The sequence below is a fragment of the Rathayibacter sp. VKM Ac-2804 genome (assembly GCF_009866655.1).
Classification (GTDB): domain Bacteria; phylum Actinomycetota; class Actinomycetes; order Actinomycetales; family Microbacteriaceae; genus Rathayibacter.
Window position 1 is genome coordinate 2483524 of record NZ_CP047420.1, and the last position, 22239, is coordinate 2505762.

Here is a 22239-nt window from a genome sequence, read left to right on the forward strand (position 1 = left end):
GCCGGGTCAGGCGACCGGCGCGAGCAGGGCGACCGGGTAGCCGCCGCCGAGGATCTCCGACACGGCGGTCGGTCCGCCGGCGAAGGTGCGGCCGGTGAGGACGTCCTCGACCGGGCGCCCGGGCAGGACGATCAGGGTCTCGCCCCAGCCGCCCTCGGCCGCGAGGCGCGCGGGCAGGCGGGTGGCGACCGTCAGCGCACCGCCGCGGTCGAAGGCGATCACGTGCTCGGCCGCGGGGCCGATGGCGGGGACGGCGGCGTAGCGCGTGAACAGCTCCGGCCGGTCGCGGCGCAGGCGCAGGGCCCGCGAGGTCACGAGCAGCTTGGCCGCGCCCTCCGCGTCGATCTCGGGCAGCCAGCCGCTGTCGATCCTCTCCAGCAGGGCTCGGCGCTCGGCGAAGTCGACCGGGCGGCGGTTGTCGGGGTCGACGAGCGACGTCTCCCACAGCTCGCTGCCCTGATAGACGTCCGGGATGCCGGGTGCGGTGAGCTGGACGGCCTTGGCCGAGAGGCTGTTCGACCAGCCGTCGGCCGAGACGCGCGCCACGGTGTCCTCGATCAGACGGCGCACGGCCGTGTCGTCGAAGGCGGCGTCGACGGCCGCGTGCATCCGCTTCTCGAACGCCTCGTCCGGGGCGGTCCACTTCGTCGAGCTGCCGGCCTCGCGCGACGCCTTCTCGGCGTAGGCGTGCAGGCGCTCGCGCGACGCGGGCCATGATCCGACGATCGCCTCCCACAACAGGTGCTCCACCGGTCCGTCGCCGAAGCCGACCAGCCCGTGCAGCTCGCGGAGCGTCTCGGCCCAGGCCTCGGCGTCCTCCGCAAGGGCGGTGATGCGCGCGCGGGTGTCCTCGCCGCGCTTGGTGTCGTGCGTCGACAGCGTGGTGAGCGACGCGGGGAACGACGCCTGGCGGACGCCCTGGCGGCGGTGGAACTCCTCCAGGTCGATCGCGAACTCGTCCGGGTCGGCGCCGACCTCGTTGAGCGAGGTGAGGCGGCTGTAGCGGTAGAACGCCGTGTCCTCGACGCCCTTCGCCATCACCATGCCGGAGGTCTGCTGGAAGCGGACCGACACCGGAGTGCCGGTCTCCTCGAGCAGCGCCGCGACCTCGTCGATCGTCGCGGCGATCTCGGGGCGGCGGTGCCGCGCGTCGAGCCGCGCGTGCTCGAGGTGCTCGGCGCCGTAGGGCAGGTAGCTGCGGTAGACCGGGAAGGTCGCGAGCAGCTCGGCGATCGCGTCGTCCGCGCCGTCGACCTGCGGGATCAGGCGGGCCAGGCGGAGCACCTCGGAGCGGAGGATGCCGTCGGCGATGCCGCGCTTGGTGTCGTGGATCAGGTCGGCCCAGTCCACCGGCTCGCCGCCGTCGCCGAGCTCCGCGTCCAGGCCCTCGAGCACCGGGCGGGCGTCGGGGTCGACGAGGATGCGGTCGATGTCCGCGAGCGCGTCGTAGCCGGTGGTGCCCACGGTCGCCCAGTGCGCCGGCAGCTGCTCGTCACCCTCGAGGATCTTCTCGACCCACACCGGGGCGCCGTCGATGGCGCGAGCGAGGTCGTCCAGGTAGCCGCCCGGATCGGCCAGTCCGTCCGGGTGGTCGACGCGCAGGCCGTCGGCGAGGCCCTCGGTGAACCAGCGGACGATCTCGCGGTGCGAGGCCTCGAAGACCTCGGGCCGCTCGACCGTGATCGCGGCGAGGGTGTTCACCGCGAAGAAGCGGCGGTAGTTGAGCTCGGCGTCGGCGCGGCGCCAGTTGACCAGCTCGTAGCTCTGCCGGGCGTGCACGGTCCGGCCGGAGTCGCCGGGCTCGGCGGTGCCGGGCGCGATCGGCAGCCGGTTCTCGTAGTAGTGCAGCTCGTCGCCCACCACCTCGAGCGCATCGAGCTCGCTGTCGCTGTCGCCTTCGGAGGCCCCGTCGCCGAGGATGGGCACGCGCAGCTTGCCCGCACCCGCCGCCCAGTCGATGTCGAACGCCTCCGCGTAGCGGGAGTCCCGCCCGTGCTTCAACAGGTCCCACCACCAGGCGTTCTCCGCCGGAGTGGCGACGCCCATGTGGTTCGGCACGATGTCGATGAGGACGCCGAGGCCCTCCTTCTTCGCGGCCGCGGAGGCGTGGGCGAGGCCCTCGCCGCCGCCGCGGGCCGGGTCGACCTGCGAGTGGTCGACGACGTCGTAGCCGTGGTCCGAGCCGGGCTCGGCGGTCAGCAGCGGCGAGAAGTACAGCCAGTCGGCGCCGAGGGACCGCACGTAGTCGGCCACCTCGGCGGCCTCGTCGAGATCGAAGCCGGAGCGGATCTGGAGTCGGTAGGTGGAGGCGGGCAGTCGCAACGTCAGGCTCCTGTCGAGGGGGCGGTCGCGGAGTCGGTCGACTCCTCGTGGGGGCTGGTGTGGCCCGTGGTGGTGATGATCGGGATCGCCGAGGTGGCGGCGAGCGAGGCCAGCGAGGCGGCGACCGAGTGATCGACCTCGGGCTCGGGTGCGCTGTGTTCCTGGAGGATCACGAGCGACTTCGCCTGCACGGTGAGGATCGCGCCGGCGGGCCGCGGGACCGAGTCGGCCTCCGCTCCGGCGGTGTCGACCAGGACGGCCCACTCGACCGCGTACTCGTCGGCCGGGATCGTGAACTCCACGTCGACGTCGTCGGCGTTGAAGTACAGCAGGAAGCTGTCGTCGACGACCGGCTGGCCGCGCTCGTCGCGCTCGCGGATCCCGTTGCCGTTGAGGTAGATGCCGACCGAGCGGTCTAGGCCCGAGTCCCAGTCCGACGGCGTCATCTCGGTGCCGTCGGCCTTGAACCAGACGATGTCGGGCAGCGGCTCGCCGGTGCCGCGCAGCACGGGGCGCCCGTCGAAGAAGCGGCCGCGGCGGAACGTCGGGTGCTCGGCGCGGAGGCGGATCAGCGCCGCCGTGAACTCCACCAGCGGCCGGTCCGCCTTCTCCCAGTCGATCCAGGTCAGCTCGCTGTCCTGGGCGTAGGTGTTGTTGTTGCCGTTCTGCGTGCGGCCGAGCTCGTCGCCGTGCAGGATCATCGGCACGCCCTGCGAGATCAGCATCGTCGCCAGGAAGTTGCGCTGCTGGCGGGCGCGGAGGCCGAGCACCGTCGGGTCGTCGGTCGGGCCCTCGGCGCCGTGGTTCCAGGAGCGGTTGTGCGACTCGCCGTCGTTGCCGTCCTCGCCGTTCGCGTCGTTGTGCTTCTCGTTGTACGAGACCAGGTCGCGGAGGGTGAAGCCGTCGTGCGCGGTGACGAAGTTGATCGACGCGACCGGGTAGCGGCCGGAGCGGGCGTAGAGGTCGGCCGAGCCGGTCAGGCGCGAGGCGAACTCGCCCAGGGTCGAGGGCTCGCCGCGCCAGAAGTCGCGGACGGTGTCGCGGTACTTGCCGTTCCACTCCGTCCACTGCGGCGGGAAGTTGCCGACCTGGTAGCCGCCGGGGCCGACGTCCCAGGGCTCGGCGATCAGCTTGACCTGCGAGACCACCGGGTCCTGCTGGACGAGCTCGAAGAAGGTGGAGAGCCGGTCGACGTCGTAGAACTCGCGGGCCAATGCCGAGGCGAGGTCGAAGCGGAAGCCGTCGACGCGCATCTCGGTCACCCAGTAGCGCAGCGAGTCCATGATCAGCTGCAGCGAGTGCGGGTGGCGCACGTTGAGGGTGTTGCCGGTGCCGGTGTAGTCCATGTAGTAGCGCTTGTCGTCGTCGACCAGGCGGTAGTACGCCTCGTTGTCGATGCCGCGGAACGACAGCGTCGGGCCGAGGTGATTGCCCTCGGCGGTGTGGTTGTAGACGACGTCGAGGATGACCTCGATGCCGGCGGCGTGCAGGGCCTTCACCATGCTCTTGAACTCCTGGACCTGCTGGCCCAGATCGCCCGTGGCGCCGTAGGTGTTCTGCGGCGCGAAGAAGCCGATCGTGTTGTAGCCCCAGTAGTTCGAGAGGCCCTTCTCCATCAGCGTCGAGTCGTTGACGAACTGGTGCACCGGCATCAGCTCGAGGGCGGTGATGCCGAGGTGCTTGAGGTGCGCGATCACGGCGGGGTGCGCGACGCCGGCGTAGGTGCCGCGCAGCTCCTCCGGCACATCGGGGTGGCTCTTCGTGAGCCCCTTCACGTGCGCCTCGTAGATGACGGTGCTGTCGTACGAGGTGCGCGGACGGCGGTCACCGGCCCAGTCGAAGAACGGGTTGATGACGACGCCCATCATCATGTGCGGCGCCGAGTCCTCGTCGTTGGTCGAGTCCGGGTCGCCGAAGGTGTACGAGAAGAGCGACTGGTCCCAGTCGATCTCGCCCGAGACGGCCTTCGCGTAGGGGTCCAGCAGCAGCTTGTTCGGGTTGCAGCGGTGTCCGCCGGCCGGGTCGTACGCGCCGTGGACGCGGTAGCCGTAGCGCTGGCCGGGCTGGACCTGCGGAAGGTAGCAGTGCCAGACGTACGCGTCCGACTCCAGCACCTCGACGCGCGTCTCGGTGCCGTCCTCCTCGAAGAGGCACAGCTCGACACGCTCGGCGGCCTCGCTGAAGAGGGCGAAGTTGGTGCCGCTTCCATCGAAGGTGGCGCCCAAGGGGTAGGCGGTTCCGGGCCAGGTCTCCACGAGACTCCTCTGAGTTCTGGTCTCGGGCGATCCGGGGGAGGCCGACGGGCGGTCTGCGGATGCCCGACGTCGGGGGTGATGGTCCGTCACCTTCGCGACGGACCGACTGCCCAGCTTAGCGAGAGGCTCCTCCCGCGCTTCCGGGGAGGCCACGCTCAGACAGTACGGACCTCGCTGTTCCGCGGCGAGGGCTGGACCGGATACCGCTCGTCCAGTAGTGCACGCCGCCTCAGTGCGAGCCGATCCGCTTCCGCAGCAGATCGATCCGCGCCTGCAGCTGGGTCACGCTCGCCTGCGCCACCGCCGGGCCGCCGCAGAGCCGGCGCAGCTCGGTGTGCACCTGGCCGTGGGTCTCCCCCGTGTTGCGGGCCCAGAGCCCGACGAGCGAGTTCAGGAGGCTGCGCTGCTCCTTGAGCGTGCGGTAGAGCGGCGCGGGGATCTCGCTCTCCTTCGCCTCCACCGGGGCCTGAGCGCCGGCGCGACCGCCCGCGCGCTTCGCCTGGCGCTGCTGGCGGTGCTGCAGCAGCTCGCGCACCTGCTCGGGCTCGAGCAGTCCGGGGAGCCCGATGAAGTCGAGCTCCTCCTCGCTCTCGACCTCCACCTCCATGCCGAACTCCGCGCCCTCGTACATCACGCGGTCGAAGGTCGCGGCCGAGCCGAGCGACTCGAACCGGCCCTCCTCGAGCAGGTCGGAGGAGGCCTTGCTCTCGCGCTCGGCGTCGGCCATCAGGTCGGCCTCGGGGTACTCCTCATCGTCTGAGACGCGCCGGTCGAGCGCGTGGTCGCGCTGCTGCTCCATCGAGCCGGCGAGCGCGAGCAGCCCCGGCACGTTTGGCAGGAAGATCGACGCGGTCTCGCCGCGGCGCCGCGCCCGGACGAAGCGCCCGATCGCCTGCGCGAAGAACAGCGGCGTCGAGGCGGAGGTGGCGTAGACGCCCACGGCGAGGCGCGGCACGTCGACGCCCTCGGACACCATCCGCACGGCGACCATCCACCGGCTGTCGCCCTTCGAGTACTCCTCGATCCGGTCGCTCGCCTCCTTCTCGTCGGAGAGGACGACGGTGACGGGCTCGCCGCTGATCTCGCGGAGCATCGCGGCATATGCGCGCGCCGCGTAGTGGTCGGTCGCGATGACGAGACCGCCCGCGTCGGGGATCCCGCGGCGCACCTCGGTCAGCCGGGTGTTCGCGGCCCGCAGGACCGACGGGATCCACTCCCCCTTGGGGTCGAGCGCCGTGCGCCAGGCCTGCGAGGTGATGTCCTTGGTGTTGCCCTCGCCGAGCCGCGCCTCCATCTCGTCGCCGGCCTTCGACTTCCAGCGCATCTGGCCCGCGTAGACCATGAAGAGCACCGGCCGGACGACGCCGTCGGCGAGCGCGCGGCCGTAGCCGTAGGCGTAGTCGGTCAGCGAGGTGCGGATGCCCTCCTGGTCGGGCAGGTAGCTGACGAACGGGATCGGCGCGGTGTCCGAGCGGAACGGCGTCCCGGTGAGCGAGAGGCGGCGGGCGGCCGGCTCGAAGGCCTCGCGGATCGCGTCGCCCCAGCTCAGCGCGTCGCCACCGTGGTGCACCTCGTCGAGGATGACCAGCGAGCGGCCGGAGAGGGTCAGCTCGCGGTGCAGCTCGGGCCGCACGGCGACCTGCGCGTAGGTGACGGCGACCCCGTGGTAGTGCCGGGCGTGCCGGCCCATCCGGTTGGTGAAGGTGGGGTCGAGACGGATGCCGACGCGGTGCGCCGCCTCAGCCCACTGGCGCTTGAGGTGCTCGGTCGGCGCGACGACGGTGATGCGGTCGACGGTGCGGTTGTGCAGCAGCTCGGCGGCCAGGCGGAGGGCGAACGTCGTCTTGCCGGCGCCGGGCGTCGCGGCCGCGAGGAAGTCGCGCGGCTCGTGCTGGAAGTAGGCCTCGAGGGCCTCCGCCTGCCAGGCCCGCAGCTTGTTCGCAGTGCCCCACGGCGCCCTGCCGGGGAACGACGGGGACAGGTGCTCCGCGGCGGAGGTGCCGACCTGATGACCGAAGTTCGAGGGACTGTTCACGTGGACCGAGGCTAGCCGACACCTCCGACGCCGGGCGCCGGTCCGCGCGCCCGCGGGCGAGGCCCCGGCGTGTCGGGATCGTCCGAGCGACGGACCCCCTCCGCGCGCTCGGAGCGCAGAATGGAGGGATGGTCGAGCAGCGTCATCCGTGGTCCCGCTACGTCGCCCTGGGCGACTCCTTCACCGAGGGGATCGGCGATCCCGAGCCCTCCAGCCCCGGCGGTCACCGCGGGTGGGCCGACCGCGTCGCGGAGGTGCTCGGCAGTCAGAACGACGATTTCGCCTACGCGAACCTGGCGGTGCGCGGCCGGCTGCTGCAGCAGATCGTCGACGAGCAGATCGAGCCCGCCCTGGCGCTGCGCCCGGACCTGATCACCATCTCCGCGGGCGGCAACGACGTGATCCGCCCCGGCACCGACCCGGACGACATCGCCCGCCGCTTCGAGGAGGGCTTGGCCCGTCTGCGCTCCGACGGCGCGACGGTGGTGCTCTTCACCGGCGTCGACGTGAGCTTCTCCCCCGTCTTCGCGCGGATCCGCGGCAAGGTCGCGATCTTCAACGAGAATCTGCGCGCGCTCGCCGAGCGCTACGACTGCATCGTCGCCGACCAGTGGTCGCTGCAGGAGATCCAGGACGTGCGGATGTGGGCGCCGGACCGCCTGCACCTCAACCCGCACGGCCACCACGAGGTGGCGCGGATGGTGCTGAAGGCCCTCAACGTCGAGAACACCCTCCGCCCGTTCGCTCCCGAACCCGTGCCGACGCCGACCTGGCGCGCCGCCCGCCGCGAGGACGCGAAGTGGGCCCGCGAGTACCTCGTGCCCTGGGTGCTCCGCCGGGTGCGGCACCAGTCCTCCGGCGACTTCGTCACCGCGAAGCGGCCGGACGCCGGCCCGTACCTGCAGCGCCCGCCCGAGTCGATCCCCGGCACCTCCGTCCCCGGCAACGCGACCCCGGAGGAGGTCGCCGCCGACATCGCGACGGCCGGCGTCCGCATCGTCGTCGACGACGCCGACTCCTAGGCGACCCATGCTGGTCTGCAGCCGCGCAGCGGCGCCCCTTCATGCTGGTCGAGCAGCCGCGCAGCGGCGCCCCTTCATGCTGGTCGAGTAGCCGCGCAGCGGCGCACCTTCATGCTGGTCGAGTAGCCGCGCAGCGGCGTATCGAGACCCGCCCGCCCGGCAGTGCTACCCGAAGAGCTCGCCCGGGTTCGTCACGCGCCAGCCGAACCCCGGGTCCTCGATCGTCCCGTCCGCGACGAGCGGCACCGGGTACGCCTGCCCGTTGACGTCCACGTTCACGGTCCCGACCTCCTGCCCGTCCGCGACGACCTCGACCGGGTCGAGCGACACGGTCGTGGTGACGGTGGTCGCTCCCCAGACGAGCAGCGACTGCGCCTCGCTGCTCTCGGCGACCGCCGACTCCCCCCACGCGCTGGTGTAGCTGCCGAAGTCCTGCCCCTCCTCCGTCAGCGTCACCGTCCGGAAGCCCGCCTCGACGGTCGGGATGAGCGTCAGGACGTCCGCCGCGAGCTGCGGGTGCGTCCGCGCTCCCACCACGACGCCGACCATCGTGACCGGCCGGCCCTCGGCCGTCGCGTCGAGCGAGAACAGCAGGCACGCGCCGGCCTCGTCGGTCGTGCCGGTCTTGATCCCGTCCACGCTGGCCTGCCCGAGGAGCGTGTTCGTGTTCTCGACCGTCCCCACTCCCGGGATGACCGCGGACGGCAGGGCGACGATCGGCGCGAGCACCGGGTCGCCGATCAGCAGCTCGCCGAGCACCACCATCTCGAGGGTCGTGCTGACGGTCGCCGGCGACAGCCCGCTGGTGTCCGCCACCACCGTGCCGGTGAGCCCGCGCTCGTCCAGCCAGGTGCGCGCGGCGGCGAGATAGCCCTGCTCCGAGCCGAAGGCCCAGACGGCCAGCGACTTCGCGTAGTTGTTGGCGGAGGGCAGCATCAGCACGGTCAGCGCCTCGCGCTCCGTGAGCTCCAGCCCGGCCGACACCGGAGCGACCGAGCCGTTCTCGGCGACGGACGCGTTGTAGTAGCCGACGTCGGTGCTCGTGAACGCGATCGTCTCGCCGTCCGTCCCCTCCGCGATCGGCTTCGCCGACAGCACCACCAGCGCCGTGACGACCTTCGCGATGCTGCCGATCGGCAGCTGCCCGGTCGAGCCGTAGGTGGAGAGCATCCCGCCGTCCGCCGGCCCCTGTACGCCCACCGCCGAGATCGCCCCGGCGCCGTAGGCCGGCCAGGCGACGGCGGGCGCGTCGATCACCGTGGGCGGCGTCTCCTGGACGACCGCCGTCGCGACGGGCAGCTCGGCACCGGCCGCGTTCGCGGCGTACGCGCCGCTCGCGCTGACGAGCACCGCCGCGAGGACCACGCCGATCACGGCGAGCGGACGCGGGCGGCGACGCCGGGGAGCCTCGGGCGCGGGCGCAGCCGTGACGCTGCCCACGACGTCGATCGGCGAGCGGTCGGGGCGCGTCGGAGAAGTCACCCGGTCATCGTAGGCGGACCCCCGCCGGACCCCGAGGAGGCGGCGCGGGGCGGCCGCCCGCCGTTCCGCGCCGGACGTTCGGAGCAGACGGCTCGGCGCCCGCGGCTCAGCGCCCGCGCGTCAGCGCCCAGAGCGCGACGGCGCTCGCCGAGGCCACGTTCAGCGAGTCGACCCCGTGCAGCATCGGGATCGTCACCACGGTGTCGGCCGCGTCCAGCGCCGCCCGGCTCAGCCCGTCCCCCTCCGCGCCCAGCACGATCGCCACGCGCTCGGGCCGCGAGGCCGCGTACTCGTCCAGCGGCACCGCGTCCGGCGCGAGCGCCAGCGCGGCGACCGAGAACCCCGCGGCGAGCAGCTCGGTCTGCGCCGGCCCCCACTCCGGGATCCGCGTCCACGGCACCTGCAGCACCGTGCCCATGCTCACCCGCACGCTCCGCCGGTAGAGCGGGTCCGCGCAGCGCGGGCTCACCAGCACCGCGTCGGCCCCCATCCCGGCCGCCGCGCGGAAGACGGCGCCGACGTTCGTGTGGTCGACGAGGTCCTCGAGGATGACGACGAGCCGCGCGTCCTCGAGCAGCGACGCCATCGACGGCAGTTCCGGACGCCGCATCGACGCGAGCGCCCCGCGGTGCAGGTGGAACCCGGTCAGCTCCTCGATCATCGCGTCCGGCCCGACGAACACCGGCACGTCCGGGAAGCGCTCGAGCACCGCCGCCGCGTCCGGCAGCCGTTTCTCCTGCACCAGCACCGACTTCGGCACGTGCCCGGCGTCGAGCGCGCGGACGATCACCTTCGACGACTCCGCGATGTAGAGGCCGCCCTCGGGCTCGAGCACCCGGCGCAGCGCCACGTCGGTCAGGCGGTGGTAGTCGGCCAGGAGCGGGTGGTCGAGGTCCTCGATGTGCACGATCGGCATCCCGGAACCCTAGGGCACGGCGCGGTCTAAACTGGCCGATGGAGTGCCCGCGTGCGCGGGTGTCCGAGGGAGGCGTGGATGGAGTCGGGTCCGACACCGATCGCCGACGGCAGCAGTGCCGATCAGGCCGACGGCCGCAGCGCCGATCAGGCCGACGGCCGCAGTGCCGATCAGGCCGACGAGCAGCAGGCCGATCTGCAGCGGGCCGACGAGCAGCGCTCCGCCGCCCTCGACCGCACCGTCGAGCTCCTGGCCGGCCGCCGCATCGCCGCCGTCACCGGCGCGGGCGTCAGCACCGACTCCGGCATCCCCGACTACCGGGGCGCGGGAGCGCCCGTCCGCAGTCCTATGACCTACTCCCAGTTCGTCGCCGACCCCGACTACCGCCGCCGCTACTGGGCCGGCAGCCAGCTCGGCTGGCGCCGCTTCACCGCCACGCTGCCGAACGACGGGCACCGCGCCCTCGCCCGGCTCGAGGAGCGCGGCCTGCTCACCGGCGTCGTCACCCAGAACGTGGACGGCCTGCACGTGCGCGCCGGCTCGCAGCGCGTCGTCGACCTGCACGGCTCCGCCGACCGCGTCCGCTGCATGACCTGCGGTCAGTACTTCGCCCGCGACGCGATCGCCGAGCGCATCGAGGCGCTCAATCCCTGGCTCGACGACCCCGACATCTCCTCGCTCAACCCCGACGGCGACGCCGAGGTCCACGACGTCTCCGCGATGACGGTCCCGGAGTGCACGGTCTGCGGCGGGATCCTCAAGCCCGACATCGTCTTCTTCGGCGAGTTCATCCCGACCGAGCGGTTCGAGGAGGCGCGCGCGATCGTCGCGAGCGCCGACGCGCTGCTCGTGGCCGGCTCGTCCCTCATCGTCAACTCGGGCATCCGCTTCCTCGAGATCGCCCGGCGCGCGAAGATGCCGATCGTGATCGTCAACCGCGGCACCACCAAGGGCGACTCGCGGGCCGGCATCAAGATCGACGGCGGCACGAGCGAGGTCCTCCGCGCCCTCGCCGAGCGCCTCCCGTCGCGCTGACCCACCGCTCCCCCACCACCGAGAGGCCCTCGTGACCCAGCTGACCCTCGTCCGGCACGGCCAGACCGACTGGAACGCGGCCCGCCGCATCCAGGGCGCGAGCGACATCCCGCTCAACGACACCGGCCGCTCGCAGGCCCGGGCCGCCGCCCGGCTGCTGCGCGAGCGCGACTGGGACGTCGTCGTCGCCAGCCCGCTGCAGCGCGCCTACGAGACGGGCGCCATCATCGCCCGCGGTCTCGGCCTGCCCGAGCCCGAGGTCGTCGAGGGCGTCGCCGAGCGCGCCTACGGCGAGGCCGAGGGCATGACCGGCGACGAGCTGCGCGAGCTCTTCCCCGGCGGCATCGAGGGCGCCCGCATCCCCGGCTGCGAGACCCGCGCCCAGGTCGTCGAGCGCGCCACGGCCGCGCTGCTCGAGATCGCCGAGCGCTTCCCGCAGCAGCGCGTGATCGTCGCGACGCACGGCGCCGTCATCGGCAGCCTGCTCCGCGCCCTCAGCGAGGACGCGCTGCCCGCCCAGGGCACGACCGTCGGCAACGGCTCGCGGCACGACTTCGCGATCGTCGACGGCGCCCTGCAGATCGTCGCGGTCGACGACTCGGGCGACGTGGTGGTCGTCGACGCCGACCTGCAGTCCGATCTCGACGACGTGCTCAGCCCGAGCGCACCCGCCTGACGCGCCGGCTCGCGCTCGACCGGGCCGACCGGCGGGGACCGGCGCCTCTCAGCGCCCGACGCTCGTCAGCAGCTCCAGCAGCACCCGGGCCGAGTCGCGCCACGAGTACGCGGCCGCCCGCTTCCGCGCCTTCGCCGACAGCTCCCGCCAGCGCTCCGGGTCCTCGAGCGAGCGCACGCCCTCGGCGATGCCCTTCGCGCTCGAGGGATCCACGTAGACCGCGGCGTCGCCGCCGATCTCGCGGAAGATCGGGATGTCGCTGACGACGACCGGCGTGCCGAGCGCCATCGCCTCGACCAGCGGGATGCCGAAGCCCTCGTCCCGGCTCGCGGTCACCAGCGCCGTGGCGCGCGCGAGCGCCTCGCGGTAGGAGGCGTCGTCCGCCCCCTGGTGGAAGACCAGCTTCGCCGTCGGCGCGAGCGAGCGGAGGGTCTCCACCGTCTCGTCGCTCGCCCGGCTCATCAGGTGCAGCTCGTAGTCGGGCAGCAGCCGCATGGCGCGCGCCAGCGACTCCACGTTCTTGTAGGGCATGAACGAGCCCATGTAGACGAGCGAGCGCGCGTCGGAGCGGTCCGGCAGGGCCGCCGCGAGGGCCGCGCTCGCCTCGTCCGGCGCCGTCGCCGCATTCGGCACCACGACGACCGGCCGGGTCGTCAGCCGGTGCGTGCGGAGCAGCCCGCGGGTCGTCTCCGACACCGTCACGATCGCGTCGGCGCGCTGCAGCAGGCGCCGCTGCGGCCACCATGCCAGGTGGTAGAGCCGCCAGAGCCCGCGCACCGGCAGCGGCAGATCGCGCGGCGGCGTGCGGTGGCGGTAGTAGATCAGGTCGTGCACGGTGAGCACGAGCCGGTAGCGCCGCCCGAGCGAGCCCATCGTCTGCATCGGCGAGAAGACGACGTCGGGCCGCAGCCGGTTCACCAGCAGCGCCACGAACGGCTCGAACGGCCCGGTCGGCGACGTCACGCGCTCCCACGGCAGATCCGGCAGCATCGCCAGCTGTCGACGATCGCTGATCAGCATCGTCACGTCGTGCAGCTTCGCCAGCTCCGTCACGATCTCGGCCGTGTAGCGGCTGATGCCGTCGTGGCGCTCGAGCCGGGTGTACCGGCAGTCGACGACGATCCTCATCGGTCGATCCCCTCGTCCAGGGCCGCGCGGAGGACGGCGGCCGCCTCGTCCGGCGTCTCGTAGTGGATGAGGTGCCCGACCCCGTCGATCACGTGCAGGCGGCCGTGCGGCAGCGCCTCGAGCAGGCGGTACTGCGCGGAGAGCGGGGTGATGTCGTCCTGCGCCGCGGCGATCAGCAGCGTCGGCGCCGCGAGGCGCCCGGCGTACTCGCTGACGTCGTGCGACACCGAGGCCTGGAACGCCTCCAGTACCGTGTCGCGCGAGGCGAAGGCGCTGAAGTAGCGGTCGTGCTGGTCGTGCACGAAGCGGCGCAGCGGCCCGTCCTTCGTCTTCACCATCGCGAGGCTCATCACCCGCACGATCAGCGGATCGCCGAGCAGTCGCAGCCCGAGCGGGCGGGGCAGCACCGCGCCGAGGCGGTAGTAGAGCACCGCGAGCCGGGTCAGCACCCCGCGCGGCCCGGCCAGGGCCGGCGCGGCGATCGGATTGACCAGCACGAGCAGCGGCGTCTCCAGCCCGCCCGCGACGGCCGCCGCGGCGACGATCGAGCCGAAGGAGTGGCCGAGCACCACCGCGCGCCCGCGCAGCCCGAGCGCGTCGAGGAACTCGCCGAGCCACGCCGCGTAGCCGTCGACGTCGTGCGCGTGCGCCGTCATCGGCGGCGAGGCGCCGAAGCCGGGCAGGTCGGGGGCGATCACCCGGGCGTCCGCGCCGCCCGCGAGCAGCCGCGCGATCACGGGCTCCAGCCCGTGGTGCTCGCCGCGGAATCCGTGCACCAGGACCAGCACGGTCCCGGCGTCGGGGTCGCCGTAGCTCCAGTAGGCGGTGGCGGCCCCGGCGACGTCGACGGCGCTCTCGCTGATGGCGAGTCGCCCGAGGTCGGCGGCGTAGGGGGAGGCTATGGTCATGACGGTCCCCATCGTAGGGAAAGCCCGTCGAACTTCCCGCCGCAACGCCTTGCGGGCCCTCGATCCGAGCCGCAAGCATGAAGGCGCGTTCGCGCGCGACGCACCGCCCGTCCCCCGTCCTCCGCTCCGATCCCGGTGCGGCGCCGGTCACCCGCTCAGGCAGCAGCAGAAGGAGCACCGTGAGCTTCACGTCCCCGATCCAACTCCCCGGGCTCGCCCTCGATCCGCAGTGGTACCGCAGGGCCGTGTTCTACGAGGTCATGATCCGGTCGTACTACGACTCGAACGGAGACGGCGCCGGCGACATCAACGGCCTGGCGTCCAAGCTCGACTACCTGCAGTGGCTCGGCATCGACGCGCTCTGGCTTCCGCCCTTCTACATGTCGCCGCTGCGCGACGGCGGCTACGACGTCTCCGACTTCAAGGCGATCCTCCCCGAGTTCGGCACCATGGAGGACTTCCGCGAGCTCGTCCGGAAGGCCCACGAGCGCAACATGCGCATCGTGATGGACTTCCCGCTGAACCACACCAGCGACCAGCACGAGTGGTTCCAGCAGTCCCGCTCCGACCCCGAGGGCCCCTACGGCGACTTCTACGTCTGGAACGACACCGACGACAAGTACCCGGACATCCGGATCATCTTCGTCGACACCGAGGACTCGAACTGGGCCTTCGACGCCGAGCGCCGCCAGTTCTACTTCCACCGCTTCTTCTCGCACCAGCCCGACCTCAACTTCGAGAACCCGGCCGTGCACGAGGCGATCCACGACGTCGTCAAGTTCTGGCTCGACCTCGGCGTCGACGGCATCCGGCTGGACGCGATCCCCTACCTCTACGAGTCCGACGAGGGCAACGGCGAGGGCGAGCCGCCCACCCACGACTTCATCAAGAACCTCCGCACGATGGTCGACCGCGACTACCCCGGCCGCATCCTGATCGCCGAGGCGAACCAGTGGCCGCGCGAGGTCGCCGCGTTCTTCGGCACCGAGGAGGAGCCGGAGTGCCACATGGCCTTCGATTTCCCGGTCATGCCGCGCATCTTCTACTCCCTCCGCGCGCAGACCGCGAACGAGCTCAAGAAGGTGCTCTCCGAGACCTTCGACATCCCCTCCGGAGCCGCCTGGGGCGTCTTCCTCCGCAACCACGACGAGCTCACCCTCGAGATGGTCTCGGAGGAGTACCGCCAGGCGATGTACGGCTGGTACGCCTACGACCCGCGGATGCGCTCCAACATCGGCATCCGGCGCCGGCTGGCGCCGCTGCTCGACAACTCGCGCGCCGAGCTCGAGCTGATCAACGCCCTGCTCTTCTCGCTCGCCGGCAGCCCGTTCCTCTACTACGGGGACGAGATCGGCATGGGCGACAACATCTGGCTGAACGACCGCGACGCCTCGCGCACGCCGATGCAGTGGACCCCGGACCGCAACGCCGGCTTCTCGGCCGCCGACCCGGGCAAGCTCGTCCAGCCGATCGTCCAGTCGCTCGTCTACCACTACAACCAGGTCAACGTGGAGGCGCAGCTCGCCCAGTCGCGCTCGCTGCTGCACTGGATGCGGAACGTGCTGCACGTGCGCCGCGGCCACCCGGCCTTCGGCCTCGGCTCGATGCGCGTGCTCGAGACCGACCACGAGTCGGTGCTCGCGTTCGTCCGCGACTACGCGGGCTCCGGCACCGCGATGGGCGACCAGCCGGAGGAGGTGCTCTGCGTCTTCAGCTTCAACCACAACCCGGTCTCGGTCACGATCACCGACCCGGAGAACGGCGGCTCCACGCTGACCGACCTCTTCGGCGGCGGCCGCTTCCCCGGCTTCTCCGAGGACGGCGCGCTGACGATGACGCTCGGCACCCAGGGCTTCTTCTGGCTGCACGTCGCGAAGGCCGGCCAGGCCCGCGACGGTCTCACCCGCTGATCCGGCCTTCGCCCGCCCGACCGCGCAGCACGCCGCGGGGCCTCCCGACGATGTCGGAGGCCCCGCCTAGGCTGTCGGCGTGAGCACCACCGAGACGAATCAGGCACCCACGCTCTTCGACGAGAGCCTGCTCGACGAGGCCCGCGCCGCCGGCGCCTCGCAGGCCCCGGCCGGCTCCGACGGTGCCCGCTGGTACGACCGCCTGGCCGTGTTCGACCTCGAGACGACCGGCATCGACGTCCGCACCAGCCGCATCGTCACCGCGCACGTCGGCGTGATCGACGCCGACGGCACCCCGGTCGAGGGCACGACCTGGCTCGCCGACCCAGGCGTCGAGATCCCCGCCGGCGCGAGCGCCGTGCACGGGATCAGCACCGAGCACGCCCGGGAGCACGGCCGGCCCGCCGGCGAGGTCGTGGCCGAGGTGTCGGAGGCGCTGCGCTCGCTCCTGGCTCGCGGCATCCCCGTCGTCATCTACAACGCCCCCTACGACCTCTCGCTGCTCGCGTTCGAGGCGCGGCGCTGGGGCGTCCCGGTGCTGATCGATCCGAGCCCCGTCGTCGATCCGCTCGTCATCGACAAGGCGCTCGACCGCTACCGCAAGGGCAAGCGCACCCTCGTGCAGGCGGCCCTGCACTACGGCGTCCCGCTCACGGAGGCGCACGACGCCGGCGCCGACGCGATCGCCGCGGGCCGGGTCGCCCAGGCGCTCGGCCGCGCCTTCGCCGAGGAGCTCGGCGGCGGCGCCGAGGCGCTGCACGCGCTGCAGGTCGACTGGTGCCGCACCCAGGCCGAGTCGTTCCAGGAGTACATGCGCCGCGTCCGCGACGAAAGCTTCGTCGCCGACGGCGCCTGGCCCGTCCGGCACTGAGCGCGCGGCACTGAGCGCTCGTCCGGCACCGGCGCCGCCGCTCAGGTGAGCGTGCGCCCCTCCGCGAGCAGCGCGACGTACTCCGCGATCCGCCGCTCCCGCGTCTCCGGCCGCTTCAGCTGCGACAGCCGGAACAGGAACGCGAAGCGCTTCTGCCCGCCGACGGTCGCGAAGAAGGCGGCGGCTCCCGGATCCGCGGCCAGTGCCGCCGTGAAGTCGTCCGGCACCTCGGCGCCGCGCTGGCGGTAGGCGGCGTCCCAGCGCCCGTCCGCCCGCGCCCGCTCCACCTCGGCGAGGCCGGCCGGCAGCATCCGGCCCTCCTCGAGCAGCCGCGCCACGTGGTCGCGGTTCACCTTCGACCACGGGCTCGCCCGGCGCCGCGGCGTGAACGCCTGCAGCTTGAACTGCTCGTCGAACGCCCCCGCCTGCCCGTCGATCCAGCCGTGGCAGAGCGCGACGTCGAGCGCCTCCGCGTAGGTGATGCCCGGGTCGACGGCCGCCTTCTTCCGCAGCTTCAACCGCACGCCGCCCGGGTCGGGTTCACCGCGGAGGTAGGCGTCCCACTCCTCGGGCGTCGTGAGCGGCAAGATCGGCTTGTCGGCGAAGGACACCATGCCCGGACGCTACCGCCTCCGGCCCCTCGTGTCATCGTCGCCGTCACCGCGTCCGTCGCTCCGTCACGAGGACATGCGGCAGCCCCCTCGCGCAACCGCTCGACCGCCTGTCCGCGCGTCGATTGGATCGGAGGACACCGGGACCACCCGAGTCCCCAGCAAGGAGCAGTCATGCCCACCATCCGCACGGTCACCGTCCTCGGCAGCGGAGTCCTCGGCTCCCAGATCGCATTCCAGGCGGCCTTCCACGGCTTCGCCGTCACCAGCTACGACGTCTCCGACGAGGTGCTCGCCACCGCCCGCGAGCGCTTCCGCGGACTCGCCGGCGTCTACGAGTCGGCCCAGGTCGCCGGCGGGATCCCCGGCGGCGCCGCAGGCGCCCTCGAGTCTCTCCGCCTCACCTCCGACCTCGCCGAGGCCGTCGCGGACGCCGACCTCGTGATCGAGGCCGTCCCGGAGGACCTCGCGCTCAAGCAGGAGCTCTACGGCCGCCTCGGCGCCCTCGCCCCCGAGCGGACGATCTTCGCCACCAACTCCTCGACGCTGCTCCCCAGCGATCTGAAGGAGTCGACCGGCCGGCCCGACCGCTTCCTCGCCCTGCACTACGCCAACCACGTCTGGGTGCAGAACACCGCCGAGATCATGGGCACGGCCGACACCGACCCGGCCGTCGTGGACGCGGTCGTCGCCTTCGCCGTCGAGAGCGGTCTCGAGCCGATCGTGCTGCAGAAGGAGAAGGCCGGCTACCTGCTCAACTCGCTGCTGGTGCCGCTCCTGAACGCCGCGAGCGGCCTCCTGATGGGCGGCTACGCGGACCACGAGACCATCGACAAGACCTGGCGGATCGGCACCGGCGCCCCGCTCGGCCCCTTCCAGATCTTCGACGTCATCGGCCTCAACACGGCTCACCACGTCGCCGCGGCGGCGCCTGACGAGGCCTCCCAGGCCTTCGCCGCCCATCTCAAGACCGAGTACCTGAACAAGGGCAGGCTCGGCACCGCCACCGGCGAGGGCTTCTACCGCTACTGATCCGCCCCGGCGACCGCTGCGCGAGCGGTGGTCGATCCAGAGCGAAGGGACGCCCGCAGACATGCTGGTCGAGTAGCCCCGCAGGGGCGTATCGAGACCCGGCGTCCTCGGCAGGGCGGTCTGCAGAATCATCTTCAGGCGCGGGTGGATCTCGATGCGCCCGCTGCGCGGGCTACTCGATCAGCAAGGGGGCCAACGACGAAGGGCCCCCGACCGCGAGGTCGAGGGCCCTTCGGAGGCGGGAGGCCGGAGCCTACTTGCCGAAGTTCTTGTAGCGCGAGTTGAACTTCTCGACGCGGCCGGCCGAGTCCATGATGCGCTGCTTGCCCGTGTAGAACGGGTGCGAGGCGGACGAGATCTCGACGTCGATGACGGGGTACGTGACGCCGTCGAGCTCGATCGTCTTGCTGCTGGTCGCCGTCGAGCGGGTGAGGAAGGTCTCACCGGAGGCGAGGTCGCGGAACACGATGGCCTCGTACTTGGGGTGGATGTCGGTCTGCATGATCGTGTCCTGTCGCTTGTGGTCCTGAACCGCGCCTGTCGTCGACGGGTGCGGGTGGATGAGTGGCGGGCGCACCGCGAACGGGCCCGAACCAGCTATCGAGAATAGCAGACGGCCGGCGTCGCGGGGAGGTGCGGCACGCGATCGGACGAGCCCGCCCTCAGCGGGCGCGGGCCGAGTAGCGCCCGTTCTCGTGGGTCAGCGCGATGTCGAGCCCGAACGCGTCGGCGAGGGTCGCCTCCGTGAGCGCCTCGGCCAGCGGTCCGGCGGCGACGACGGCGCCGTCGCGGAGCAGCAGCGCGTGCGTGAAGCCGGCGGGGATCTCCTCGACGTGGTGGGTCACCATCACGATCGCCGGCGAGGCCGGGTCCTGCGCGAAGCCGCCGAGCAGCTGCACGAGCTCCTCACGGGCGCCGAGGTCGAGGCTGCCGGCCGGCTCGTCGAGCAGCAGCAGCTCGGGGTCGGTCATGATCGCGCGGGCGATCTGGACGCGCTTCTGCTCGCCGTCGGAGAGGGTGCCGAAGGTGCGGTCCGCGAGGTGGTCGAGCTTCCACTCCACCAGGACGCGGCGCGCACGGCGCTCGTCGATCTCGTCGTAGCCCTCGTTCCAGCGGCCGGTGACCGCGTAGGCGGCGGTCATCACGACGTCGAGCACCGTCTCGCCCGCGGGCAGGCGGCGCGCCATCGCGGTCGACGCGTAGCCGATCCGGGGGCGCAGCTCGAAGACGTCGGTGCGGCCGAGCGTCTCCTCGAGCAGGTGCGCCGATCCCGTCGACGGGTAGTTCTGCGCCGCCGCGATCTGCAGGATCGAGGTCTTCCCGGCACCGTTGGAGCCGAGGATCACCCAGCGCTCCTCCTCGGACACGGTCCAGTCGACGTGGTCGAGGATCCGCTTGCCGTTCCGGACGAAGGACACATCGACGAACGAGACAACGCTGGGCATGCGGACCAGTCTAAAGGGAGCGGGCGCCGGGCTCAGACGAGCGAGTCGTAGATGGCACGGGTGTCCCGCGCGATCTGCGTCCAGCTGAAGTCGCTCTGCGCGCGCAGGCGGCCGGCCTCGCCCATCCGCTTCGCGGCGGCCGGGTCGGCGACGACCTCGGCCATCGCTGCCGCGAGGTCGGCGACGTAGCGGTCCGGGTCCACGGGGGTGCCCGTGCCGTCCGTCACCTGCTCGATCGGCACGAGGCGCCCGGTGACGCCGTCGACGACGACCTCCGGGATGCCACCGGTCGCGGTCCCGACCACGGCGGCGCCGCACGCCATCGCCTCGAGGTTCACGATGCCGAGCGGCTCGTAGATCGACGGGCAGACGAAGGTCGTCGCTGCGGTCAGCACCGCGGAGAGCTCGTGGCGCGGCAGGTGGCGGTCGATCCAGACGACGCCGGTGCGCTCCTGCTGGAGCCCCCGGACGAGCGCGGTGACCTCGGCCATGATCTCGGGGGTGTCCGGGGCGCCGGCGCAGAGCACGAGCTGCACCTCCGGCGGCAGCATCGCGGCCGCGCGCAGCAGGTAGGGCAGCCCCTTCTGCCGAGTGATCCGGCCGACGAAGACGACGGAGGGACGCGACGGGTCGATGCCCAGCTCGGCGAGGACGGCCTCGTCCTCCACCGGGTGCCAGGCGTCGAGGTCGATGCCGTTGTAGACGACGTGCACCTTCGCGGGGTCCAGCGCGGGGTACGAGCGCAGGATGTCGTTGCGCATTCCGCCGGAGACCGCGATCACGGCGTCCGCGTTCTCGTACGCCTCGCGCTCGATCCAGCTCGAGACGCGGTAGCCGCCGCCGAGCTGCTCGGCCTTCCACGGGCGCAGCGGCTCGAGGCTGTGCGCCGAGACGACGTGCGGGATGCCGTGCAGCAGCTGCGCGAGACGTCCGGCCGCGTTGGCGTACCAGGTGTGCGAGTGCACGAGATCGGCGCCCGCCGCGTCCTGCGCGATCTGGAGATCGACGCCGAGGGTCTGCAGCGCGCCGTTGGCCTCCGCCAGCTCCGCGGGAACGGGGTACGCGAAGGCGCCCTCCTCGTCCCTCGGCGCTCCGAAGCAGCGCACCACGACCTCGATGTCGTGGCGGAGGGCCTTGGTGAGCTCGGCCACGTGCACGCCGGCTCCCCCGTACACCTCGGGCGGATATTCCTTGGTCAGCAGATCGACTCGCACCCCCGAACCGTAGTACAGGGCGATCCTCCGCCGACACCCGCAGCCACGCGACTGCGCAGGACCTCTACTGTGGGGGCATGCAGTCAAAGAAGATCTTCGGCATCGTCCTCGCCGGCGGCGAGGGCAAGCGGCTCATGCCCCTCACGGCCGACCGGGCCAAGCCCGCAGTGCCGTTCGGCGGCCAGTACCGTCTGATCGACTTCGCGCTGTCCAACCTCATCAACTCGGGTCTGACCCAGATCGTGGTGCTGACGCAGTACAAGTCGCACTCGCTCGACCGCCACGTCTCGCAGACCTGGACGCTGTCGGGGCTGCTCAACTCCTACGTCGCGTCCGTCCCGGCGCAGCAGCGGCTCGGCAAGCGCTGGTTCAGCGGCTCGGCCGACGCGATCCTGCAGAGTCTCAACCTGATCCGCGACGAGAAGCCCGACATCGTCGTCGTGGTCGGCGCGGACCACGTCTACCGCATGGACTTCTCGCAGATGATCGAGGCGCACATCAAGTCGGGCGCCAAGGCGACCGTCGCGGCGATCCGCCAGCCGATCGAGCTGGCCGACCAGTTCGGCGTCATCCAGCTCGCCGGCGACGAGGCGGGCGACGGCATCGTCCCGACCAAGATCGCGGAGTTCCTCGAGAAGCCCAAGGACGCGGTCGGCCTCGCCGATTCGCCGCACGAGGTCCTCGCTTCGATGGGCAACTACGTCTTCGACGCCGACGCGCTGATCGACGCGGTCATCCGCGACGGCGAGCTCTCCACCTCCGACCACGACATGGGCGGCGACATCATCCCCGACTTCGTCGCGCGCGGCGAGGCCGGCGTCTACGACCTCAAGCTCAACGAGGTCCCCGGCTCCACCGATCGCGACCGCTACTACTGGCGCGACGTGGGGACGATCGACTCGTTCTTCGAGGCGCACCAGGACCTCATCTCGGCGCTGCCCGTCTTCAACCTCTACAACCAGCAGTGGCCGATCTTCTCGTCGCAGCTGAACTCACCGCCCGCGAAGATCGTGCGCGACGGCAAGGGCAACCTCGGCACGACCGTCGACTCGGTGGTCTCGCTGGGCACCGTCATCTCCGGCGCGCACATCGAGCGCAGCGTCGTCGGCCCGTGGGCGGTCATCGAGTCGAACGCCACGGTCTCCGACTCGGTCGTCTTCGACAAGGTCCGGATCGGCCCGGACGCCGTGGTCGCCCGCGCTATCCTCGACAAGGACGTCGTCGTCGAGCCCGGCGCGCGAGTCGGCGTGGACCACGACCACGACCGCGAGCGCGGGTTCACCGTCACCGAGTCGGGCATCACCGTCGTCGGCAAGGGCGTCGTCGTCCGCCCGTAGCACCCCCGCGGGTCGAGAGCACTGCGCTTCCGCGCGTCCG

General features: G+C 72.0%; 18 protein-coding genes. 7 read left to right on the forward strand and 11 right to left on the reverse strand.

Translation table 11 applies throughout. The annotated features are described in order from the left end of the window. Nucleotides 1–6: 6 nt before the first annotated feature. The 3 genes from treY to GTU73_RS11715 form a co-directional block, all read right to left on the reverse strand. Nucleotides 7–2322, reverse strand: a complete 2316-nt coding sequence (gene treY / locus GTU73_RS11705) for a malto-oligosyltrehalose synthase (RefSeq protein ID WP_160089671.1) — start codon at nt 2320–2322, stop codon at nt 7–9. Between the two features lie 2 nt (nt 2323–2324). Then, a complete protein-coding gene (glgX, locus tag GTU73_RS11710; RefSeq protein ID WP_160089673.1) occupies nt 2325–4577 on the reverse strand; it encodes a glycogen debranching protein GlgX in 2253 nt (750 codons plus the stop codon). 229 nt (nt 4578–4806) lie between these two features. Then, the gene (locus tag GTU73_RS11715; RefSeq protein ID WP_160089675.1) at nt 4807–6612 is read right to left on the reverse strand and encodes a DEAD/DEAH box helicase; all 1806 of its coding nucleotides are present in this window, start codon (nt 6610–6612) and stop codon (nt 4807–4809) included. A gap of 128 nt (nt 6613–6740) precedes the next feature. Between GTU73_RS11715 and GTU73_RS11720 the strand changes: the two genes are divergently transcribed. Continuing rightward, nucleotides 6741–7634, forward strand: coding sequence for an SGNH/GDSL hydrolase family protein (locus tag GTU73_RS11720; protein ID WP_160089677.1), 894 nt, complete (start codon nt 6741–6743; stop codon nt 7632–7634). Nucleotides 7635–7799: 165 nt separating this feature from the next. On the opposite strand, the gene GTU73_RS11725 is transcribed toward GTU73_RS11720, so the two are convergent. Together GTU73_RS11725 and GTU73_RS11730 are read right to left on the reverse strand one after the other, a co-directional pair. Continuing rightward, nucleotides 7800–9116, reverse strand: a complete 1317-nt coding sequence (locus GTU73_RS11725; RefSeq protein WP_160089679.1) for a D-alanyl-D-alanine carboxypeptidase — start codon at nt 9114–9116, stop codon at nt 7800–7802. A gap of 106 nt (nt 9117–9222) precedes the next feature. Beyond that, nucleotides 9223–10032 (reverse strand): RNA methyltransferase, encoded by an 810-nt coding sequence (locus GTU73_RS11730; protein ID WP_160089681.1) that lies wholly within the window; start codon nt 10030–10032, stop codon nt 9223–9225. Between the two features lie 78 nt (nt 10033–10110). Between GTU73_RS11730 and GTU73_RS11735 the strand changes: the two genes are divergently transcribed. Together GTU73_RS11735 and GTU73_RS11740 are read left to right on the forward strand one after the other, a co-directional pair. Beyond that, complete coding sequence (locus tag GTU73_RS11735; protein WP_160089683.1) at nt 10111–11067, forward strand: Sir2 family NAD-dependent protein deacetylase; 957 nt, start codon at nt 10111–10113, stop codon at nt 11065–11067. Nucleotides 11068–11098: 31 nt separating this feature from the next. After that, a complete protein-coding gene (locus GTU73_RS11740) occupies nt 11099–11743 on the forward strand; it encodes a histidine phosphatase family protein (RefSeq protein ID WP_160089685.1) in 645 nt (214 codons plus the stop codon). 48 nt (nt 11744–11791) lie between these two features. Here the strand turns inward: GTU73_RS11740 and GTU73_RS11745 are convergent, their stop codons facing one another. Both GTU73_RS11745 and GTU73_RS11750 read right to left on the reverse strand, forming a co-directional pair. Continuing rightward, a complete protein-coding gene (locus tag GTU73_RS11745) occupies nt 11792–12871 on the reverse strand; it encodes a glycosyltransferase family 1 protein (protein ID WP_160089687.1) in 1080 nt (359 codons plus the stop codon). Further along, complete coding sequence (locus GTU73_RS11750) at nt 12868–13779, reverse strand: alpha/beta hydrolase (protein ID WP_160089689.1); 912 nt, start codon at nt 13777–13779, stop codon at nt 12868–12870. The genes GTU73_RS11745 and GTU73_RS11750 overlap by 4 nt, the downstream gene beginning before the upstream one ends. A gap of 179 nt (nt 13780–13958) precedes the next feature. Between GTU73_RS11750 and treS the strand changes: the two genes are divergently transcribed. Together treS and GTU73_RS11760 are read left to right on the forward strand one after the other, a co-directional pair. Beyond that, complete coding sequence (gene treS / locus GTU73_RS11755; protein WP_160089691.1) at nt 13959–15689, forward strand: maltose alpha-D-glucosyltransferase; 1731 nt, start codon at nt 13959–13961, stop codon at nt 15687–15689. Nucleotides 15690–15891: 202 nt separating this feature from the next. Continuing rightward, nucleotides 15892–16560 (forward strand): 3'-5' exonuclease, encoded by a 669-nt coding sequence (locus tag GTU73_RS11760; protein WP_244231846.1) that lies wholly within the window; start codon nt 15892–15894, stop codon nt 16558–16560. Nucleotides 16561–16601: 41 nt separating this feature from the next. Here the strand turns inward: GTU73_RS11760 and GTU73_RS11765 are convergent, their stop codons facing one another. After that, a complete protein-coding gene (locus GTU73_RS11765) occupies nt 16602–17174 on the reverse strand; it encodes a YdeI/OmpD-associated family protein (protein WP_160089695.1) in 573 nt (190 codons plus the stop codon). Between the two features lie 171 nt (nt 17175–17345). Here GTU73_RS11765 and GTU73_RS11770 point away from each other — a divergent pair, with 171 nt between their 5' ends. Continuing rightward, a complete protein-coding gene (locus tag GTU73_RS11770; protein ID WP_160089697.1) occupies nt 17346–18203 on the forward strand; it encodes a 3-hydroxyacyl-CoA dehydrogenase in 858 nt (285 codons plus the stop codon). A gap of 253 nt (nt 18204–18456) precedes the next feature. On the opposite strand, the gene GTU73_RS11775 is transcribed toward GTU73_RS11770, so the two are convergent. The 3 genes from GTU73_RS11775 to glgA form a co-directional block, all read right to left on the reverse strand. Beyond that, the gene (locus tag GTU73_RS11775; RefSeq protein WP_123446296.1) at nt 18457–18705 is read right to left on the reverse strand and encodes a type B 50S ribosomal protein L31; all 249 of its coding nucleotides are present in this window, start codon (nt 18703–18705) and stop codon (nt 18457–18459) included. 160 nt (nt 18706–18865) lie between these two features. Further along, nucleotides 18866–19648 carry an ABC transporter ATP-binding protein gene (locus GTU73_RS11780; protein WP_160089699.1) on the reverse strand — a complete coding sequence of 261 codons (783 nt, stop codon included), beginning with the start codon at nt 19646–19648 and terminating at the stop codon, nt 18866–18868. A gap of 32 nt (nt 19649–19680) precedes the next feature. After that, nucleotides 19681–20862 (reverse strand): glycogen synthase, encoded by a 1182-nt coding sequence (gene glgA, locus GTU73_RS11785; RefSeq protein WP_160089701.1) that lies wholly within the window; start codon nt 20860–20862, stop codon nt 19681–19683. 77 nt (nt 20863–20939) lie between these two features. Between glgA and GTU73_RS11790 the strand changes: the two genes are divergently transcribed. Beyond that, nucleotides 20940–22199, forward strand: a complete 1260-nt coding sequence (locus GTU73_RS11790) for a glucose-1-phosphate adenylyltransferase (protein WP_123446293.1) — start codon at nt 20940–20942, stop codon at nt 22197–22199. Nucleotides 22200–22239: the final 40 nt, after the last annotated feature.

What these genes read in the sequence shown, in the direction of transcription:
- GTU73_RS11720 (WP_160089677.1), top strand. Translation starts at nt 6,741, where the DNA reads ATGGTCGAGCAGCGTCATCCGTGGTCCCGCTACGTCGCCCTGGGCGAC.
- GTU73_RS11730 (WP_160089681.1), bottom strand. Translation starts at nt 10,032, where the DNA reads ATGCCGATCGTGCACATCGAGGACCTCGACCACCCGCTCCTGGCCGAC.
- GTU73_RS11735 (WP_160089683.1), top strand. Translation starts at nt 10,111, where the DNA reads ATGGAGTCGGGTCCGACACCGATCGCCGACGGCAGCAGTGCCGATCAG.
- GTU73_RS11745 (WP_160089687.1), bottom strand. Translation starts at nt 12,871, where the DNA reads ATGAGGATCGTCGTCGACTGCCGGTACACCCGGCTCGAGCGCCACGAC.
- GTU73_RS11750 (WP_160089689.1), bottom strand. Translation starts at nt 13,779, where the DNA reads ATGACCATAGCCTCCCCCTACGCCGCCGACCTCGGGCGACTCGCCATC.
- GTU73_RS11765 (WP_160089695.1), bottom strand. Translation starts at nt 17,174, where the DNA reads ATGGTGTCCTTCGCCGACAAGCCGATCTTGCCGCTCACGACGCCCGAG.
- GTU73_RS11770 (WP_160089697.1), top strand. Translation starts at nt 17,346, where the DNA reads ATGCCCACCATCCGCACGGTCACCGTCCTCGGCAGCGGAGTCCTCGGC.
- GTU73_RS11775 (WP_123446296.1), bottom strand. Translation starts at nt 18,705, where the DNA reads ATGCAGACCGACATCCACCCCAAGTACGAGGCCATCGTGTTCCGCGAC.
- GTU73_RS11780 (WP_160089699.1), bottom strand. Translation starts at nt 19,648, where the DNA reads ATGCCCAGCGTTGTCTCGTTCGTCGATGTGTCCTTCGTCCGGAACGGC.
- GTU73_RS11790 (WP_123446293.1), top strand. Translation starts at nt 20,940, where the DNA reads ATGCAGTCAAAGAAGATCTTCGGCATCGTCCTCGCCGGCGGCGAGGGC.